Annotated in this window: 18 protein-coding genes and 1 pseudogene; 7 read left to right on the forward strand and 12 right to left on the reverse strand. The window is 64.9% G+C overall.

Annotation, left to right across the window (positions count from 1 at the left end; genetic code table 11):
• Positions 1 to 37 precede the first annotated feature (37 nt).
• From AC1D2F_RS04725 to AC1D2F_RS04750, 6 genes are all read right to left on the reverse strand, one after another.
• Positions 38 to 1600: an LCP family protein gene (locus AC1D2F_RS04725; RefSeq protein ID WP_229993332.1), complete on the reverse strand. Its 1563-nt coding sequence runs from the start codon at positions 1598 to 1600 to the stop codon at positions 38 to 40.
• A 132-nt stretch (positions 1601 to 1732) separates the two neighbouring features.
• Entirely contained in the window at positions 1733 to 2692 is a 960-nt protein-coding gene (gene era / locus AC1D2F_RS04730; RefSeq protein WP_229993333.1) for a GTPase Era, read from the reverse strand.
• Entirely contained in the window at positions 2676 to 4007 is a 1332-nt protein-coding gene (locus AC1D2F_RS04735; protein WP_229993334.1) for a hemolysin family protein, read from the reverse strand. Before AC1D2F_RS04735 ends, era begins: the two co-directional genes overlap by 17 nt.
• The gene (gene ybeY / locus AC1D2F_RS04740; protein ID WP_018773095.1) at positions 4004 to 4477 is read right to left on the reverse strand and encodes an rRNA maturation RNase YbeY; all 474 of its coding nucleotides are present in this window, start codon (positions 4475 to 4477) and stop codon (positions 4004 to 4006) included. The genes AC1D2F_RS04735 and ybeY overlap by 4 nt, the downstream gene beginning before the upstream one ends.
• Positions 4474 to 5562, reverse strand: coding sequence for a PhoH family protein (locus AC1D2F_RS04745; RefSeq protein ID WP_229993335.1), 1089 nt, complete (start codon positions 5560 to 5562; stop codon positions 4474 to 4476). The genes ybeY and AC1D2F_RS04745 overlap by 4 nt, the downstream gene beginning before the upstream one ends.
• A gap of 336 nt (positions 5563 to 5898) precedes the next feature.
• On the reverse strand, positions 5899 to 6414 hold the full coding sequence (locus tag AC1D2F_RS04750; RefSeq protein ID WP_229993336.1) for a flavin reductase family protein: 516 nt from the start codon (positions 6412 to 6414) through the stop codon (positions 5899 to 5901).
• 209 nt (positions 6415 to 6623) lie between these two features.
• Here AC1D2F_RS04750 and AC1D2F_RS04755 point away from each other — a divergent pair, with 209 nt between their 5' ends.
• The 3 genes from AC1D2F_RS04755 to cls all read left to right on the forward strand — a co-directional run bounded on the left by AC1D2F_RS04755 (position 6624) and on the right by cls (position 9046).
• The gene (locus tag AC1D2F_RS04755; RefSeq protein WP_414645449.1) at positions 6624 to 7190 is read left to right on the forward strand and encodes a class I SAM-dependent methyltransferase; all 567 of its coding nucleotides are present in this window, start codon (positions 6624 to 6626) and stop codon (positions 7188 to 7190) included.
• A gap of 147 nt (positions 7191 to 7337) precedes the next feature.
• The gene (locus AC1D2F_RS04760; RefSeq protein WP_364743514.1) at positions 7338 to 7544 is read left to right on the forward strand and encodes a hypothetical protein; all 207 of its coding nucleotides are present in this window, start codon (positions 7338 to 7340) and stop codon (positions 7542 to 7544) included.
• A 35-nt stretch (positions 7545 to 7579) separates the two neighbouring features.
• The gene (gene cls / locus AC1D2F_RS04765; RefSeq protein WP_229993339.1) at positions 7580 to 9046 is read left to right on the forward strand and encodes a cardiolipin synthase; all 1467 of its coding nucleotides are present in this window, start codon (positions 7580 to 7582) and stop codon (positions 9044 to 9046) included.
• A 126-nt stretch (positions 9047 to 9172) separates the two neighbouring features.
• Here cls and AC1D2F_RS04770 read toward each other — a convergent pair whose 3' ends face one another.
• Complete coding sequence (locus AC1D2F_RS04770) at positions 9173 to 9451, reverse strand: hypothetical protein (protein WP_229993340.1); 279 nt, start codon at positions 9449 to 9451, stop codon at positions 9173 to 9175.
• A 4-nt stretch (positions 9452 to 9455) separates the two neighbouring features.
• Positions 9456 to 9542: pseudogene (locus AC1D2F_RS04775) on the reverse strand (hypothetical protein); the annotation flags it as partial.
• A gap of 40 nt (positions 9543 to 9582) precedes the next feature.
• Between AC1D2F_RS04775 and AC1D2F_RS04780 the strand changes: the two are divergent.
• On the forward strand, positions 9583 to 10071 hold the full coding sequence (locus AC1D2F_RS04780; RefSeq protein WP_364743761.1) for a GNAT family N-acetyltransferase: 489 nt from the start codon (positions 9583 to 9585) through the stop codon (positions 10069 to 10071).
• A gap of 34 nt (positions 10072 to 10105) precedes the next feature.
• Here AC1D2F_RS04780 and AC1D2F_RS04785 read toward each other — a convergent pair whose 3' ends face one another.
• On the reverse strand, positions 10106 to 10603 hold the full coding sequence (locus AC1D2F_RS04785; protein ID WP_364743518.1) for a GNAT family N-acetyltransferase: 498 nt from the start codon (positions 10601 to 10603) through the stop codon (positions 10106 to 10108).
• 101 nt (positions 10604 to 10704) lie between these two features.
• On the opposite strand from AC1D2F_RS04785, the gene AC1D2F_RS04790 reads away from it, so the two are divergent.
• The 3 genes from AC1D2F_RS04790 (at position 10705) to AC1D2F_RS04800 (ending at position 13317) form a co-directional block, all read left to right on the forward strand.
• A complete protein-coding gene (locus AC1D2F_RS04790; RefSeq protein ID WP_229993344.1) occupies positions 10705 to 10926 on the forward strand; it encodes a hypothetical protein in 222 nt (73 codons plus the stop codon).
• Between the two features lie 118 nt (positions 10927 to 11044).
• Positions 11045 to 12139: a PheS-related mystery ligase SrmL gene (gene srmL, locus AC1D2F_RS04795; RefSeq protein ID WP_229993345.1), complete on the forward strand. Its 1095-nt coding sequence runs from the start codon at positions 11045 to 11047 to the stop codon at positions 12137 to 12139.
• 251 nt (positions 12140 to 12390) lie between these two features.
• A complete protein-coding gene (locus AC1D2F_RS04800) occupies positions 12391 to 13317 on the forward strand; it encodes a GerMN domain-containing protein (RefSeq protein WP_229993346.1) in 927 nt (308 codons plus the stop codon).
• Between the two features lie 53 nt (positions 13318 to 13370).
• Here AC1D2F_RS04800 and AC1D2F_RS04805 read toward each other — a convergent pair whose 3' ends face one another.
• The 3 genes from AC1D2F_RS04805 to hrcA form a co-directional block, all read right to left on the reverse strand.
• The gene (locus AC1D2F_RS04805) at positions 13371 to 14144 is read right to left on the reverse strand and encodes a 16S rRNA (uracil(1498)-N(3))-methyltransferase (protein WP_229993347.1); all 774 of its coding nucleotides are present in this window, start codon (positions 14142 to 14144) and stop codon (positions 13371 to 13373) included.
• Between the two features lie 2 nt (positions 14145 to 14146).
• Positions 14147 to 15277 carry a molecular chaperone DnaJ gene (gene dnaJ / locus AC1D2F_RS04810; RefSeq protein WP_229993348.1) on the reverse strand — a complete coding sequence of 377 codons (1131 nt, stop codon included), beginning with the start codon at positions 15275 to 15277 and terminating at the stop codon, positions 14147 to 14149.
• Positions 15278 to 15355: 78 nt separating this feature from the next.
• Positions 15356 to 16369 carry a heat-inducible transcriptional repressor HrcA gene (gene hrcA, locus AC1D2F_RS04815; RefSeq protein WP_364743522.1) on the reverse strand — a complete coding sequence of 338 codons (1014 nt, stop codon included), beginning with the start codon at positions 16367 to 16369 and terminating at the stop codon, positions 15356 to 15358.
• Positions 16370 to 16379: the final 10 nt, after the last annotated feature.

The raw sequence follows: 16379 nt of genomic DNA on the forward strand, positions 1-16379 counted from the left end.
TTCAGTCACTGCCGGGACCCTGCGCTTCAGCGCATAGTCAGCCGGTGATCAGCGCCGGGTTCGCCTGCTGGCAGACGGTGTCGCCGGCTGTCTGGTTGACGATGTCCGCCGGCAATTGCGGCGTGGTGTCTGCGGTCGGTGTCCCGTTCGCGAAATCGCTGCCCAGGTAAACCTGGACTCCCGCAACTCCGGCGGCCGGGAGCACCCGGCCCGGCGCCACACCCAGCGCCGCCGCGACGTCCGCGGCCACGTCAGCGTAGTCCGCACCGTAGTACACAGCCGTCGCCGCGACGGGCGGAGCCGTCAACTGTCCCACCTGTGTGAAGCCGGCGCCCTTGATGGCCTGCATGATCTCCTGGGTCCGGGCCGGAACGCCCGAGCCGTTGGCCACAGTGACGGGCTGCAGCGTCTTGTCGTAGGCCGGTACCGTGGCGCTGGGCGTCGGCGTGGCGCTGGCACTCGGGGAAGCGCTCGGCGTTGCGGTGGGATCCGTCAGGTCGACGTCGTTGCGCATGGCATTGAACAGCTGGGATGCCGCGGGCTCGGCCAGCTGCAGCCGGTTGGGGTCCGCTTCGGCCGGGACGGTGGGCGTGGCCACGAAAGCCACCTTGCCAACGTCGATGTTTTTGAGCCGGTTGCCCACGGTCAGCAGCGTCGGCACCGAGGCCAGACCGTCGTCGATGGTCAGGTTCTTCGTGATCGCGTCCGCGATGCCGAGCATCCGGGCCGGGTTGGTGAGGGTGCCGTCGTCCTTGATTTTCCTGGTCAGGGAGGACAGGAAGCCCTGCTGGGCCTTGATGCGGCCGAGGTCGCCGCCGTCGCCGAAGGCGTGCCGGGTGCGGACGAAGGACAGTGCCTGCTCGCCCTGGACGGTGGACGTGCCCTTGGGCAGCCGCAGCTTCGAGTCGGGGTCGTACACGGCGTCGCTGACACACACAGACACACCGCCGACGGCGTTGGAGAGTTCCTTGACGGCGTTGAAGTCGGCCATCATGAAGTGGTCGATTTCCAGGCCGGTGAGCTTGTTGACGGTGTCCACGGCGCAGCCGATGCCGGCCTCGGACATGGCCGAGTTGATCATGACACCCGTCTGGGCCGGGTACTCCTTGTTGGTTTTCGGATCCTTGCACTTGGGAATGTCGACCAGCAGGTCCCGGGGGAAGCTGACCACATTGACCCGCTTGTTGTCCGCGGAGATGTCCATCAGCATCATCACATCCGAGTGCCCATAGCCGGTCGCGTCATCGCTGGTTCCGTACTGCGCATTCTTCCCGTCGCGCGTGTCCGAACCAAGGACCAGGATCTGCATCCGGTCCGTCGAATCGTTCACGGCGTTCTCGGTCTTGGTGCTGCCGGCGCTCAGCGGGGCCTTGGTGAGGTTGCCCTGGAGCCGGAGGGCCCAGTAGGCGCCGAAAGCGATCACGCCGACCAGGAGCACGGCCACCACGCCCGTGAAGACTTTCAGCCAGGTGGGGGTCCGGCGGGCAGCGCCGAGGTGGCGGGCCGGACCAACGGCGGGATCGGCCGTGTGCCGGGCAGCGGCGGTTGACCGAGCCGGCGGGGCGGATCCGTCGGCACGGTTGTCACGGGGTCGAACCACTTGTTGAGCCTTCCTAAACGAACGGGGAGTCAGCCCATTTTAGAGTCCGAATCTGAGAAAACGCCGATGGGCCCCGCCTTGGGAGCGGCGGAGCCTGCCGACGGCCGAAATAGGGCCTAAACGGGACCCGGCTCAGAAGCCCAGTTTGACGAGCTGCTTCGGGTCCCGCTGCCAGTCCTTGGCGACTTTCACATGCAGGTCGAGGTAGATCCGGGCACCGAGCAGCGCCTCAATCGCCTTGCGCGCGTTGGTCCCGACCTCGCGGAGCCGGGCGCCGCCCTTGCCGATGATGATGGCTTTCTGGGAGGGCCGCTCAACGTAGAGATTGACGCGGACGTCCAGGAACGGCCGGTCTTCGGGCCGGCCTTCCCGCGGAACGATTTCGTCGACGACGACGGCCAAGGAGTGCGGCAATTCGTCGCGGACGCCTTCGAGGGCGGCTTCCCGGATGAGTTCGGCGATCATCACCGCTTCGGGTTCGTCCGTCAGGTGCCCGTCCGGGTACAGCGGCGGCGACGCCGGCATGTGGCTGATCAGCACGTCGGCAAGGGTTTCGACCTGGAAGCCGTCGGTGGCGGAGACCGGGACGATGTCCTTCCAGCCGTCCTCGCCGAGGACCTCGCGGCCCAGGGCGGCGACGGCGAGCAGCTGCTCGGTGAGGCCCTGGCGGTCCACGGTGTCGGCCTTGGTCACGATCGCAATGATCGGCTTGTTGCCGAGGGCGGCGAGCTGGGCGGCGATGAACTTGTCTCCCGGGCCGATCTTCTCGTTGGCCGGCAGGCAGAAACCGATCGCGTCAACCTCGGCGAGGGTGTCGGCGACGAGTTCGTTCAGCCGCTTCCCCAGCAGCGTGCGCGGGCGGTGCAGGCCCGGGGTGTCCACGAGGATCAGCTGGGCGTCATCCCGGTGCACGATGCCACGGATCGTGTGCCGGGTGGTCTGCGGCTTGGCCGAGGTGATCGCGACCTTTTGGCCGACCAGGGCGTTGGTGAGGGTGGACTTGCCCGCGTTGGGCCGCCCCACCAGCACCGAGAACCCGGCCCGGTAGCCGCCGTAGGCTGCTTCGCCGTCGGACTTATTCTGCTTGCTCACGTGAGACTCCCTGTTGGATTGGTGCGGCCTCGTCGAGAAGGTCTTCAAGGTCAGTTTGTTCTTTTGCTACGGCGGCCGCAATGATGTGGCTGACGCGGTTCCGCCGGCCCTCGAGCCGGTCGGCGCGGAGGGACAGCCCGTGGACCTGGACGGCGCTGCCGACAATCGGCACCCGCCCGAGGGCCTTGGCGAGCAGGCCGCCCACGGTGTCCACTTCGTCGTCGTCKAGCTCGAGGTCGAAGAGCTCTCCGAGGTCATCGATGCTCATCCGGGCGCTGACCCGGTAGCTTCCGTCGCCCAGGGCCACGGCCTCGGCGCTTTCGGTGTCGTATTCGTCCACGATCTCGCCGACGATCTCCTCGATGAGGTCCTCAAGCGTGACCAGCCCTGCCGTTCCGCCGTATTCGTCGATGACGATCGCAACGTGCGTGGATTCCTTCTGGAGTTCGCGGAGCAGGTCGCTGACAAGCTTCGAGTCCGGCACGTAGCGGACCTCGCGGGCGAGTTCGTCCACCGCCGGCGGGTCCTCGTCCGGGCCGAGGTTGTGGAGGCAGGCGGCGACGTCTTTGAGGTACACAATGCCCAGGATCTGGTCCGTGTTTTCGCCGATGACCGGGATCCGCGAGTACCCGGAGCGCAGGAACAACGACATCGCACGCCGCAGGCTGGACCCGGAGTCGATCGTGAGGATGTCGGTCCGCGGCACCATGACTGAGCGGACCAGGGTGTCCCCGAAATCGAAGACCGACTGAATCAGCTCGGCCTCGTTGTCCTCGATCACGTCGGACTCGGTGGCCCGGTCCACAAGTTCGCGGAATTCCTCTTCGCTGAAAAACGCCTCGCTGTCGGCCGGCGCGCCGGGGGCGACGACGCTGCCAAGCCGCACCAGCCAGCCCGGGATCGGGCCGAGCACGGCGTAGAGGGACCGGACCAGCGGGGCGCTGAACCGGACCAGGGCGGCTGAGTGGACCCGGCCGAGCTGCCGCGGGGACACCCCCACGATCACGAAGCCGACCACCGCCATGATGCCGGTGGCCGCCAGGCCGGCGAGCCAGACGTTGTCCAGCATGCTGTAGAGGAGGACGGTCACGGCGACGGCGGCTGCCATCTCGAACCAGACCCGCCAGAACCGGAGGGCGCGCATGTGCCCCACGGGCTGCGCCAGGATGCGTTTGAGCGACGTGCCCCTGCTGTGCAGGACCGCCTGCTCGGCATCATGCCGGGGCAGGAAGTTGAAAGCGGACTCGGCAGCGGTGAGCACCGCGGCAAAGCTAAGGAACACCAGCGCCATGCCGGCCAGGATCAGTGGGGTCACTGAACCGTCTCGGACGGGGCCGCTTTGCCGGTGAAGGCGGTCAGCAGTTCGCGCTGCAGCCCGAACATCTCTTCCTTCTCTTCCGGCTCCGCGTGGTCATAGCCCAGCAGGTGCAGGATGCCGTGCGTGGTCAGCAGCAGCATCTCGTCCTGGGTGGAGTGGCCGGCGTTGCGGGCCTGGACCTCGGCCACCTGGGGGCAGATGGCGATGTCGCCGAGCATGCCCTGGGGCGTCGGCTTGTCCGGCGTGCCCGGGGTGAGCTCGTCCATAGGCACGGAAAGGACATCGGTGGAGCCGGGTTCGTCCATCAGTTCAAGGTGGAGCTTTTCCATGGCCGGTTCGTCCACCAGCAGGATGGACAGTTCCGCCTGCGGGTGGATGTAGAGGCTTTCGAAGATGAAACGCGACAGAGCCACGAGCTCCGACTCGTCCACGACGACGCCGGATTCGTTGTTGACCTCAATGCTCATGCGTGTTCTCCCCGCGTTTCCCGGGCAACGGAGTGCTTGACCCGGTTCCTTTGGACTTCGTCCCAGATGCTGTAGGCGTTGACGATATCCCCGACCAGGCGGTGCCGGACGACGTCGGAGGCATCCAGGATCGAGAAGTTGACGTCCTCGATCCCCTGCAGGATCTCCTCGACGATCCTGAGCCCCGAGCGGGTGCCGAAGGGCAGGTCCACCTGGGTGATGTCCCCGGTGACCACCATCTTGGAGCCGAAGCCCAGACGGGTCAGGAACATCTTCATCTGTTCCGGCGTGGTGTTCTGGGCCTCATCGAGGATGATGAAGGCGTCGTTCAGCGTCCGGCCGCGCATGTAGGCCAGCGGGGCGACTTCGATGGTGCCGGCGGCCATGAGGCGCGGAATGGATTCGGGGTCCATCATGTCGTGCAGGGCGTCGTACAAGGGCCGCAGGTAGGGGTCGATCTTGTCGCTCAGGGTGCCCGGCAGGAAGCCTAGCCGCTCCCCCGCCTCGACGGCGGGACGGGTCAGGATGATGCGGCTGACTTCCTTCTGCTGCAGTGCCTGGACCGCCTTGGCCATCGCCAGGTAGGTCTTGCCGGTACCGGCCGGCCCGATCCCAAAGATCACCGTGTTCGCGTCGATCGCGTCCACATAGTTCTTCTGGTTCAGCGTCTTGGGCCGGATGGTCTTCCCGCGGGTGGAGAGGATGTTGGTGGTCAACACTTCCACGGGGTTCTGCAGTGACTGGCTGCGGAGCAGGGAGACGAGCTGCTGCAGGACGGCCGGGGTGATGACGGTGCCCCTGGCCACCAGCCCGCGCACCTCGTTGAGCAGGCGCATGATGCGCGGCACGTCGGCGGCAGGACCGCTGATGGCAAGCTCATTCCCGCGGACATGGAAATCGACGGCGGGGAACTGGTTTTCGATGAACCTTAAGGCTTCGTCATGGCTGCCCAGCGACTGGACCATCTGTTCTGAGTCGTCGAACACGACCACCTCCGTCCGCAGCCCTGGTAGGGAGTGGGGGAATTCCCCTGCGGTGCGTTCTCGGGCGCTGAACCGGGCCTTGCCGTTCGCTGCTTCAGTCATGGTGTTGGCCCGCGGGCCTCTGGTCCCCTCCAGTATGAATATGGTCGGTCGCCGTGATCCGTACCGACGGCGGTTCGCACCGCCCGCGGCCCGGGTCAACGGGTGCTTCCATCTTACGCCAGCGCGGCGCGCCCGACGCCGTACGGGGAACCGGCGTCGGGCGTTACACGTCGGTGTTTCCGAAGCCGACCCACCCATCCAGCCAGTGGGCGCCGGTAACCGGGAACGGCTGTACAGCGCTCCCCCGCTCCGCATCGTCCCCGCGGCCGGGCCGAGCCGGCCGTGYCGCCGTCAAGGCCCAGGCTGCCCACAAGCGGGACAGCGACTGCAGCATGGTCATGCCACGCTCTCCAGCGCGCCGGCGCCGGACCGGACACCGACGTAGTCTCCCTTGTAGAAGAGCAGGGGCTCGGCGCCGGGTCGTGCGCCCAGGGCGCGGACGGCGCCGACGACGATCGTGTGGTCCCCGCCGTCGTACTCCTGGTGCAGTTCGCAATCCACCCAGGCCAGTGCCTGGTCCAGGACGGGGTTGCCCAAGGGCGAGGGCGAGTGCTCAACGCCGGCGAACTTCTCCGTTCCCGACCGCGCGAACTGCCCCGCGAGATGCTGATGTTCTGCGGGCAGGATGTTCACGGTAAACCGGCCCGCCTCACGCAGCAGCGGCCAGGTGGTGGACGTCCGTGCCGGGCTGAAGGTGACAAGGGCCGGCTCCAGGGACAGGGAGGAGAAGGACTGGCACGTGAACCCKGCCGGCCCGTGCTTCGTTGCTGCCGTGATCACCGTCAGGCCGGTGGCGAAGTGTCCGAGAATGTGGCGGAGTGTCCTCGGGCTGAGATCAGTTTGTTCCGTCATGGCGGGTCCTTTCGACGCTGGAAACCCCAATCAACCACCGCGGACCCGGCTTCCCAAGCCCGGCTGCAACGCACAGTCGCGCAGCGACACAGCGCGTCACGGACCCGTTGCATGACGTAAAAATTCGGCACCGCCTGGGAACCTTGCGGACCGTAGGGACCTGGACCGCGGGCTGCCGGCGGCATCCGGGTAACTGGGGTTCGCCGGCCATGGCCGCTAGGCTCGGTCGATGCCAAACTCCGAGAACCTGTTGGACGTCAGATCCGCGTATGACACAGTTGATCGACGTCGGATGCGGTGCCGGACGAATGACCAGCTACCTCAGCCACGCCGGGCTGAACGTCAGCGGCGTCGACCTGTCGCCCGAAATGGTCCGGGTCGGGCAGCAGCTGCATCCCGAGCTGTCGTTCGAAGTCGGAGAGCTGACTGACCTGCCGGCAGCCGACGCCGCTGCAGACGGCATCCTGGCCTGGTATTCGATCATCCACTCTCCCCCGACGGCCCTGCCGGCGATCGCGCGCGAGTTCTGGAGAACGCTCCGCCCAGGCGGCTCGGCCCTCATCGGATTCCACGCCGGCAGCGGCCACCGCACTATTGACCGTGCCTACGGACACGACGTCCAACTCCGTGCAGAACGGCACGCCCCCGACGACGTGGCGCTGCGGTTCACCGAGCAAGGTTTTGTGATGCGCGCCCAGCTTGTGCGTTCGCCGAGAGCCATGGAGAAAGACCCTCAGGCCGCCATCCTCGTCGACAAGCCCTCCGTCCCCTCGTAGGGATTTCACCCGCAGCGGGTGAGGCCCATGCCACGCATGACGCCAACAATAGTCATACCTTCCACTGGCAGGGCTGAAGGACGGACCGTCCCGGAAACGAGAAGGCGTCGCACCGAGACGCCGCAACTTTGAGAGCAGGAATCACAAATGAGTCTCCCGGGAAACTTTTGGGATATTTTCTGGTGGTTCCTCACAGCGTCCGTATTCTTTGCCTGCCTGTTTGGTGTTTTTGCGCTCATCGGTGACCTCTTTCGCGCTCAGGAATTGAACCATTCCAAAGCCAAGGAACTCCTGGACGCTGGAACCGGCAGCGCTGAAGAGTTAGAAAGAATCAAGAACCGTGTGCTCGTCTGACGGCGTTCGCGGCATCGAAGAACGTTGAGGCAGCAGTGCGCGGATTCTTCCAGGATATTGAAACGTTCGCCTTGCTCCTGCTGGCGGCCCACATATTGCTCGTGACCGTCGCAACTGTCCTCGTGTCGATGAATCGCCGTCCATCCTCTGCTATTGCCTGGGTGCTCGCCATAATCTTCATACCGATCCTTGGTGCAATCGCGTTTTTCTTTGTCGGTTACTCGAAACTGCCCAAGGCGCGCCGGGACAAACAGCGCGAAGTCAACAATCTGGTCCTGGCGCGGACTGAAGGCAGCCCGCTGGTTAGCCGCGGCCTTGACTGGCCGGAGTGGCTGCATTCTGCGGTGGTATTGAACAGCAACCTTGGGGCGCTCCCTATGGTGTCGGGCAATAGTGCGACCCTATTGGGCGACTACAACGGCACTTTCGATGCCATGATCGCTGAGATTGATTCGGCCACCAGTTACGTGCACGTGGAGTTTTACATCCTGGTGCTGGACGCAACGACGACGCCGTATTTTCAAGCGTTGGCCCGGGCAAGACGACGCGGCGTCGACGTCCGGGTTCTGTCCGATCATTTGGCTGGCCTGAAGTTCCCCGGCCGGAAAGAAACCCTGGACTTCTTCCAGGAGATAGGGGCGGAATATCGCCCCATGCTGCCGGTGCGGCCATGGCGCGGCGAATGGCAGAGGCCTGACCTGCGCAATCACCGGAAGATCTTGGTCGTCGATGGCCGCGTGGGATTCACTGGATCCCAGAACGTCATCGACGCGAGCTACGACACGAAGGCCAACCTGAAGCGCGGGCTCCAGTGGCACGAGCTGATGATGCGCGTTGAGGGACCTGTGGTCCGGGAACTGGATGCGGTCTTCGCGACGGACTGGTACAGCGAAACGGATGTGATACTGCCACTGGATTCAAGCCCCATAGGCGCCAGCCACGGTTCTGCACTCATTGACGCACAAGTCCTGCCCAGCGGTCCCAGCTTCGACAACGACAACAATTTGAAGCTCTACGCGACGCTCATCCACAAAGCTGAGCGGCGTGTCAGCATCACCAGTCCATACTTTGTCCCGGACGAATCCATCCTGATGGCTATTGTCACGGCAGCCGCGCGGGGGCTAAGCGTCGAGCTCTTTGTTTCCGAGGTCGGAGACCAGAGCATGGTCTACCATGCTCAGCGTTCCTACTACGAGGCACTGCTCCGCGCCGGCGTCAGGATCTACCTATACCGGTCGCCCAAGGTGCTGCACTCGAAGCACTTCACCATCGATGAGGAGGTTGCGGTAATTGGGTCCAGCAACATGGATGTCCGTTCCTTCAGCCTCAACATGGAGGTATCCGTACTTGTGCACGGGCGCGGTTTTGTGGACGCAATTCGAGGGATCGAAGACGGGTACCGCGTGGAAAGCCGTGAGCTGCAGCTCGCGGACTGGCTCCGGCGGCCCATAGCCCAAAAAGTATTCGACAACCTGGCGCGCCTGACAGCCTCCCTCCAATAAGGAATTGGCGAACCCTTTGGAGGGGTCCTTGCTTCCAGGAAGACGAAGGCGCCGGCTACGGAGTGCTAGCTGATGCCCAAACCGGCTGGCTACCTTCCTTGACACTCGGCTGGCAGGTGCCCGGCCTCACGCCGTTCGCGAGATGTCCGCAACTACCTGATCGATTTGATACCTGGAAACCCGCGCAAGGGCCGGGTTGGTGTGGACATAGTAGGGATAGGTGATGATTCCAATCGACAGTGCCCAAGCGCGGCCGCGTTCCCACGTCGTCTGGTCAACGCCTACTGCATCGCGAAATGCGGCGCGTCCTTTATCCTCGAGCAGGTTCCAGGCGACGATGAGGTCGACCGCCGGATCGCCAATGGCCTCCCCAGTCGAGGACACCGGCGAGCCGCGCGTCGGCAATCATAAGGTTTCCTGGTTGCAAGTCCGTGTGAATCCAGACCTGCTCCCCTTCAGCGAGGCCGATGCGTCGGCTACGGCATGATGAAGACATGGAATTGCAGACTGAGCGTCTCCTGCTGCGCGAGTACACGATGGATGATTTCGCAGCGGTACATTCGTTCGCTTCTGATGTGAGAATCGCCGATTTCGTGGACTGGGGACCGAATACAACCGGCGAAACTCAGGAATTCCTCGAAATGTGCGTGGGGGCGCAACGCGGCGCGAGCCGGACAAACTTCACTCTCGCTGTCACCTTTCCGGGTGGCTACCCTTTTGGTTCTGTCGGGCTCGCCGTTGATCAGGGCCGGGGCGAACTCGGGTACGTGATTGATGCTGACCACTGGGGCCGCGGGTATGCCACTGAGGCCGCAGCCTCCCTCCTCAGATTCGGCAAAGAAACCCTCAGACTGCGGGACGTTACCGCAACCTGCAGACCACCGCTTCGGCGAGGGTGCTGGAAAAGATGGGTATGGTCCAGGTCGGATTGCGGAGGGCGGACAAAATCATTCGTGGGCATTGGCGGGATTCTCTCGTCTTTTCAGCGGTCAACACCACCTGGTAACGCACGGGACGGCGGGTGACCTCAGTTGACGCCCAGCGTGGCACGTTGCCCGGTTATATGTCAGACCGGACCATCCGTATCTCAGGTAGTTCCTCCCAGTCGGGTGAAAGCAACTTGCGTTTCCCATCGGGCCTAAAACCGTTCTTGGCATAGAAGGCCCGGGCGCGGGCGTTGGCCTCGAGCACCCACAGATAGGCGGGTAAATCGCCGAGTGCGGCCTTCAGCAGCGCGACACCGAGCCCAGTGCCATGCGTGCGCCTCAGAGTGTAGATGGAGTAAAGCTCAAATTCTCCGGGCAAGTCATGGTCACGTCCCGTACCTGCGTCGGCAAATCCAACGATTTCATCGCTCGCGTCCAAGGCGATGATTCGAGGCTGAGCGCTGTCCAGATACGCTCGACGTTTTTCCACGCGCTCCGGGATGCTGGCACGGCGCGCATCGAAGAATTCCGAGGGCAAAAGGTGCCCGTAGCATTCCTCATGGGCCAGGGTGTGCATCCGAACTACGGCATCAGCATCCTCAACCGCGGCCTGGCGGATCTGGTATTCCATCTGCCCAGCCTAGCTTTGACCCTGTTGTTCCGTGGCCGGGACCCGCAGTAAAAGTAGGGCCGCGAGGGAAGCCACTTTACGAGCAATGCCATACTGACGCCATGGCCATCCGGCTTTGCTTCTACGCCGGATATGCGGTTGCGTTGATGATCGACGTGGCGTCGATATTTTCGTCGTCGGAACCCGCAGCAGATTCAGGCTTCGCCATTCTGGCCGCCGTCTTCCAAACTCCATTGGTCCTCATCGCATCTGCCGGCGCAGTCGCAGCCATTGTTCTTCGGAAAGACGCGCCTCCCAGAACCGGGGCTACCCAGGCCCCCTGAACATTCTTGCGGATCGTCTCTGTGCCGGCTGCCGCGAAAGTGATCCATTCGCCCGGGCCTTCGAGGGCTGCTCAAGCCAGACAGAGCACATCTCCGTCCCTCCGAGCTCCACGACGCTTTGACCATCCGCGATCTTTCAGATCCGGACGGCCGGCCCCATGCGATGCAGCCGCTGTTGCAGGGCATCATCGACGCTCTCTGCCATGAATGGGCAGTGCCAGGACGAATCGTCCGCCACAGCCCCCTCGTGAGTGTGGCCGACAATTACGATCGTTTGGGGTTCAACGCATCGGACGTCACGCGGGACCAAAGGTACTCCCGCTACCTCAGTCCAACGGTCATGCTCCGCAGCCACACGTCGGCATCCATCCCGTCGCAGCTGCGGGCACTGGACGACGACGCATCCACGGACGAACTCTGGGCCGTCCCCGGTCTGGTCTATCGACGCGACTGCGTCGACCGCACCCACGTGGGAACTCCCCACCAGGTCGACCTGTGGCGCGTCAGCTCGCTAGAAAGACTCGACGCAGAGAACCTGCAGGACATGATCGGATCGCTGGTGAAGGCGGTGCTTCCAGGGGCACGATGGCGCGCAGTTCCAGCCGTTCATCCCTACACCAGAGAAGGCTTGCAGGTCGATGTCCTCATGGAGGGAGAGTGGCTCGAACTCGCAGAATGCGGGCTCATGGCACCTCATCTGTTCTCCGAAGCCGGCCTGGATCCCACAAGGTGGTCTGGCCTGGCTCTTGGGATGGGTTTGGACCGGGCCCTGATGCTCCGCAAAGGCATCCCCGACATCAGGTTGCTTAGGTCGACGGACGAGAGAATCGAACAGCAGATGCTGGACCTGTCCCGGTGGAAACCGGTCTCCCAGATGCCATCCATCCGCAGGGACATCTCCATCGTGGTTCCCGCGGACATGGATACCGAAGTGCTCGGTGACCGAGTGCGAACAGCATTAGGCGAAAAGGCCGAGGACCTGGAAAGCGTCGAACTCTTGGCCCTAACTTCGTATGGAGACCTTCCGGTAAAAGCGCAGGAACGACTTCGCATCTGCGATGGGCAGGCCAACGCACTAATACGTCTGGTGCTGCGTCCCCTCGCTCGGACCATGACGGATGCAGAGGCGAATCAGATCCGGGACGATGTTTATCTGGCCCTGCACGAGGGGCCAGTCCGGGAGCTCATTGCAGGACAGAACCGAACGAATTAGGTATCAACTTTGTATCGGCCTCATATCGTTCCCGTTGCAGTTCCGGCGCCGGGACCGAAACCCGGCTGTCGCGCCGTGCCGGTGTGCCATGCTGGAATCCGGCTGTCCCAGGATCGCCGGGCTGCTCTCCGGCAGGTGAAGGATGGGGCGGTCACGAGCGGTCTACGACGGCTACAACGGATCATCGCCGCGGAACGCGGGGCATAAGAAGGGACAGCGGCATCAGGAAGCGTGAAGTTCAGCACTCATCGGTGGGGCGCGTCCGCCGCGCCGCGCTGGCGCTGGCGCTGCCCGCCGCCCTCCTCCTGTCCGGCTGCGTGGCGACGCCGCAGAGCGGCATCACGAACTCCAGCAGCCCGTCGGAGCTCATTCCCGTCCCGGCGTCGGGTGTGCCCACCACCAGCGCTCCGCTCGAAACAGCCCAGACGTCGAACAAGGCTCCGGTGTACTGGATCGGCCGGAGCAATGACAACGCGTTCCTCTACCGCGAGTTCCGTGACGTCCCTGACCAGGACAACCCCGTCACCCGCGCCCTGCGGGTGATGATGTCCCAGAAGCCGCTGGACCCGGATTTCTTCACGCCCTGGCAAAACCCGAAGAAGCTCGCGACGTCGATTTCCGGCAAGAATGTCATCACGGTGGATGTCTCGGCGGATGCCTTCAACAGCAACGTGGATGCGGCCATGGCCGAGCGCGCCATCCAGCAGCTCGTCTACACGGCGACGGCTGCCGCGGCCAGCGCAGGCCTTATCGATGCCGGACAGCAGATCCAGGTGGTTGTGCTGGTTGACGGTCACACGGACTACGTGGCCTTCAACCATGTCCGGCTGGGCGAGCCGACGTCCCGCAGCGCCGGGATGGTGGCACCTGTGTGGATCATTGATCCGCAGGAAGGCACCTCCGTGGCTGACGGTTCGGTCAAGATCAGCGGCCGGAGCACCGTCCAGGGCGGGAAGCTCCGCTGGGCGATCCTCAAAGTCGACGGTGACGGCGACAACGACAAGACGGCCTATCTCAACGGCAACGCCACGGCCTCGGCCGACTCCGTCAAGTCCGGGCTGTTTACCTTGTCCGTGAACCTCGGCCCGGGCCGTTACGAGGTCCGGGTGTCCCAGGTGGACGCGTCGGACAGCGCCAAGGAAGTGTTCCAGGACACCCGCGGCTTCACGGTTAAATAGTCTTTCGCGTCAAATGGTCTTGCGCGTCAAGAAGCGACGACGCCGGCCGCCGGTTACCAGCGGCCGAGGATGTCGCTGGCCAGTACGGTGGCGGCGGGCCCCGCGGTGGACGAGCGCAGCACATGGTGGCCCAACAGGGCCGTGACCGCCCCCGCGTCGCACAACCGGGTCACCTCCCGCGGGCTGATGCCGCCTTCAGGGCCCACGATCAGCAGCACTTCACGGGACCCGCTGTCGCCGGGCTGCGCGGTTGCCAGCCATGATTCGAGTACGTGCCGCAGCGGTCGGACGGCATCTTCGTGCAGGATGACCGCGAGATCTGCGGCCGCCACGGCCGCCTGCAGACCGGCGCCGTCCACTGCCGCCCGGACCTCCGGTATCCAGGCCCTGCGCGCCTGCTTGGCTGCTGCTGTCACCACCGACTGCCATTTGGCGTGCGCCTTCGCGGCCCGTTCAGCCTTCCACCGCACAATGGACCGCTCCGCCTGCCAGGGAATGACGGCGTCGATGCCCAGCTCGGTGGCCGTTTCGGCCGCAAGTTCGTCACGGTCGCCTTTGGCGAGGGCCTGGACCAGGACCAGCCGGGTCCCGGGCCGCGGCTCGTTGGCAACCTCGAGGCACTCGACGGTCAGCTCGCCGGGCAGGGCGGCGGTCACCGTGCCGGTCAGCCGCTTGCCCGCGCCGTCGGCGATGTCGACGGCCTCGCCGACGGCGATCCGCTTGACGGTGACGGCGTGGCGGGCCTCAGGGCCCTCCAGGACGAAGGCGGAGCCGGGGACCTGCTGGTCCAAGGTGCCGGGGGCGGTGAAGAAGACCGGGTTACTCACCGCTACAGGTTACCGAGCCTGTCCCGGAGTTTAGCGAAGACGCCGCCGCTGGCCGCGAGCTTTCCGGCCGTGAAGTGCTCGCCGCGCAGCTTGGCCAGCTGGCGGAGCAGGTCTTCCTGGGCGGCGTCGAGCTTGCCCGGTGTTTCGACCTGCAGGTGCACTTTCAGGTCACCGCGCCCGTGGCCTCGCAGGTGGGTGACACCAAGGCCGCGCAGTGTGATGATCTCGCCCGACTGGGTGCCGGCCCTGACGTCGATCTCCTGCTGCCCGTCGAAGGTGTCGAGGCTAATTTCGGTGCCGAGTGCGGCGGCCGTCATGGGGATGTTGAGGCTCGCGTGCAGGTCGTCGCCGTCGCGGACGTACGTGGCGTCGTTGTTGACCCGGATCTCCACGTACAGGTCCCCCGCCGGACCGCCGGCGGGCCCTGCCTCGCCCTGGCCGGACAGCTGGATGCGGGTGCCGGTGCCGACGCCGGCCGGTACCTTGACGGTCAGCGAGCGGCGGCTGCGGATCCGGCCCTGGCCGCTGCATTCGTTGCAGGGGTCCTTGATGACGGTGCCGAAGCCCTCACAGGACCCGCAGGGCGCCGAGGTCATGACCTGGCCCAGGATGGAGCGCACAGCGCGCTGGACCTGGCCACTGCCGCCACAGATGTCGCAGCGCACCGGGTGGGTGCCCTCGCGGCAGCAGGAGCCTTCGCAGGTGGGGCAGACGACAGCCGTGTCGACCTCAAGCTTCTTGTTCACGCCGAACACCGCGTCGCGCAGGTCAATCCGGACGCTGATCAGCGCATCCTGGCCGCGGCGGACACGGGACGCCGGGCCGCCCTGGCCGCCGCCCGCCCCGAAGAAGGTCTCGAAGATGTCTTGGAAGGCGAAGCCCTGGCCTGAGTAGCTGCCGCCACCGAAGCCGTTGTCGGTGCCGTTCTCGTTGCCGGTGGTGTCATACACCCGGCGTTTCTGCGGATCGGAGAGGACCTCATAGGCGTGGGTGACGGCCTTGAACCGGTCCGAGGCGTCTTCTCCTGGGTTCACGTCCGGGTGCAGGGTCCGGGCCAGTTTCCGGTAGGCCTTCTTGATCTCCTCCCCCGTTGCGTCGCGGGAGACTCCAAGAACGTCATAGTGGCTGCTCAAAGTGTGTATCTCTTCCTTTTCATACTGCCGGTGGGGCACTGCCTGTGGGGCAAGAAGTCGCGTTCGGTCCCGGGCCCGTCAGGGCCCCAGGATCCTCGAAAGGTAACGGGCCACCGCGCGGACGGCGGCCATGGTGGTGGGATAGTCCATCCGGGTGGGTCCAAGGACGCCGACCTTGGCCGTGGCGTCCGGCCCGTAGGCAGTGGCCACGACCGAGGCCTCGGCAAGACCGACGTACGGATTCTCCCGGCCGATGCTGACGGTTACGCCGCGCGGGTCTTCGGCCATTTCGCTGAGCAGGCGGAGCATGACCACCTGCTCCTCGAGCGCCTCCAGCACGGGGCCGATGCTGAGCGGGAAGTCCACATTGGAGCGTGCCAGATTCGCGGTACCGGCCATGACCATCCGCTCTTCGCGACTGCTCGTGGCCAGGGCTTCAAGGCCGCGGGCCAGGGCCTGGGCCGCTCCGCGGCTCGCCGGCGCGCCACTGGCGACGACCGTGGGCAGAAGCTGGGGCAGCAGGCTCAACGGCGTTCCGGAGAGGCTCGCCAGGAACCGTGTACGCAGCTCCGCCAGGGCGTCGTCGGGAAGGTCCTGCCCGACGTCGATGACGCGCTGCTCCACTTTGCCGGTGTCCGCTATGAGGACAATCAGCACCTTCCGGGGGGCCAGCAGCACGAATTCTATGTGCCGCACCTTGGCTCGGCTGAGCAGCGGATACTGCACGACGGCGACCTGGTTGGTCAGGTGGGAGAGGAGCCTCACGGTCCGGTCGAGGATGTCGTCGAGGTCCTCGGATCCTTCCAGCAACGCCTGGATGGCCCGGCGCTCGGCCGAAGACAATGGCTTCACCGCTGAAATCTGGTCAACGAAAAGCCGGTAGCCCTTGTCGGTGGGGATCCGGCCTGCGCTAGTGTGCGGTGCCGTGATCAGGCCTTCGTCCTCCAGCGCCGCCATGTCATTTCGGATCGTGGCGCTGGACACGCCAAGATGGTGCCGCTCAACGAGCGCTTTGGAACCAACGGGCTCACGCGAATGGACGTAGTCCTCCACGATGGCGCGCAGCACTTCGAGTTTGCGCGGTTCGCTCACGCTCCACCTC

The organism is Arthrobacter sp. P1_B3 (genome assembly GCF_056406615.1).

Excerpts from the sequence above, each read along its gene's own strand:
- ybeY (WP_018773095.1), bottom strand. The coding sequence starts at position 4,477 with ATGAGCATTGAGGTCAACAACGAATCCGGCGTCGTCGTGGACGAGTCG.
- AC1D2F_RS04745 (WP_229993335.1), bottom strand. The coding sequence starts at position 5,562 with ATGACTGAAGCAGCGAACGGCAAGGCCCGGTTCAGCGCCCGAGAACGC.
- AC1D2F_RS04755 (WP_414645449.1), top strand. The coding sequence starts at position 6,624 with ATGGCCGCTAGGCTCGGTCGATGCCAAACTCCGAGAACCTGTTGGACG.
- AC1D2F_RS04760 (WP_364743514.1), top strand. The coding sequence starts at position 7,338 with ATGAGTCTCCCGGGAAACTTTTGGGATATTTTCTGGTGGTTCCTCACA.
- AC1D2F_RS04780 (WP_364743761.1), top strand. The coding sequence starts at position 9,583 with ATGGATGATTTCGCAGCGGTACATTCGTTCGCTTCTGATGTGAGAATC.
- AC1D2F_RS04785 (WP_364743518.1), bottom strand. The coding sequence starts at position 10,603 with ATGGAATACCAGATCCGCCAGGCCGCGGTTGAGGATGCTGATGCCGTA.
- AC1D2F_RS04790 (WP_229993344.1), top strand. The coding sequence starts at position 10,705 with ATGGCCATCCGGCTTTGCTTCTACGCCGGATATGCGGTTGCGTTGATG.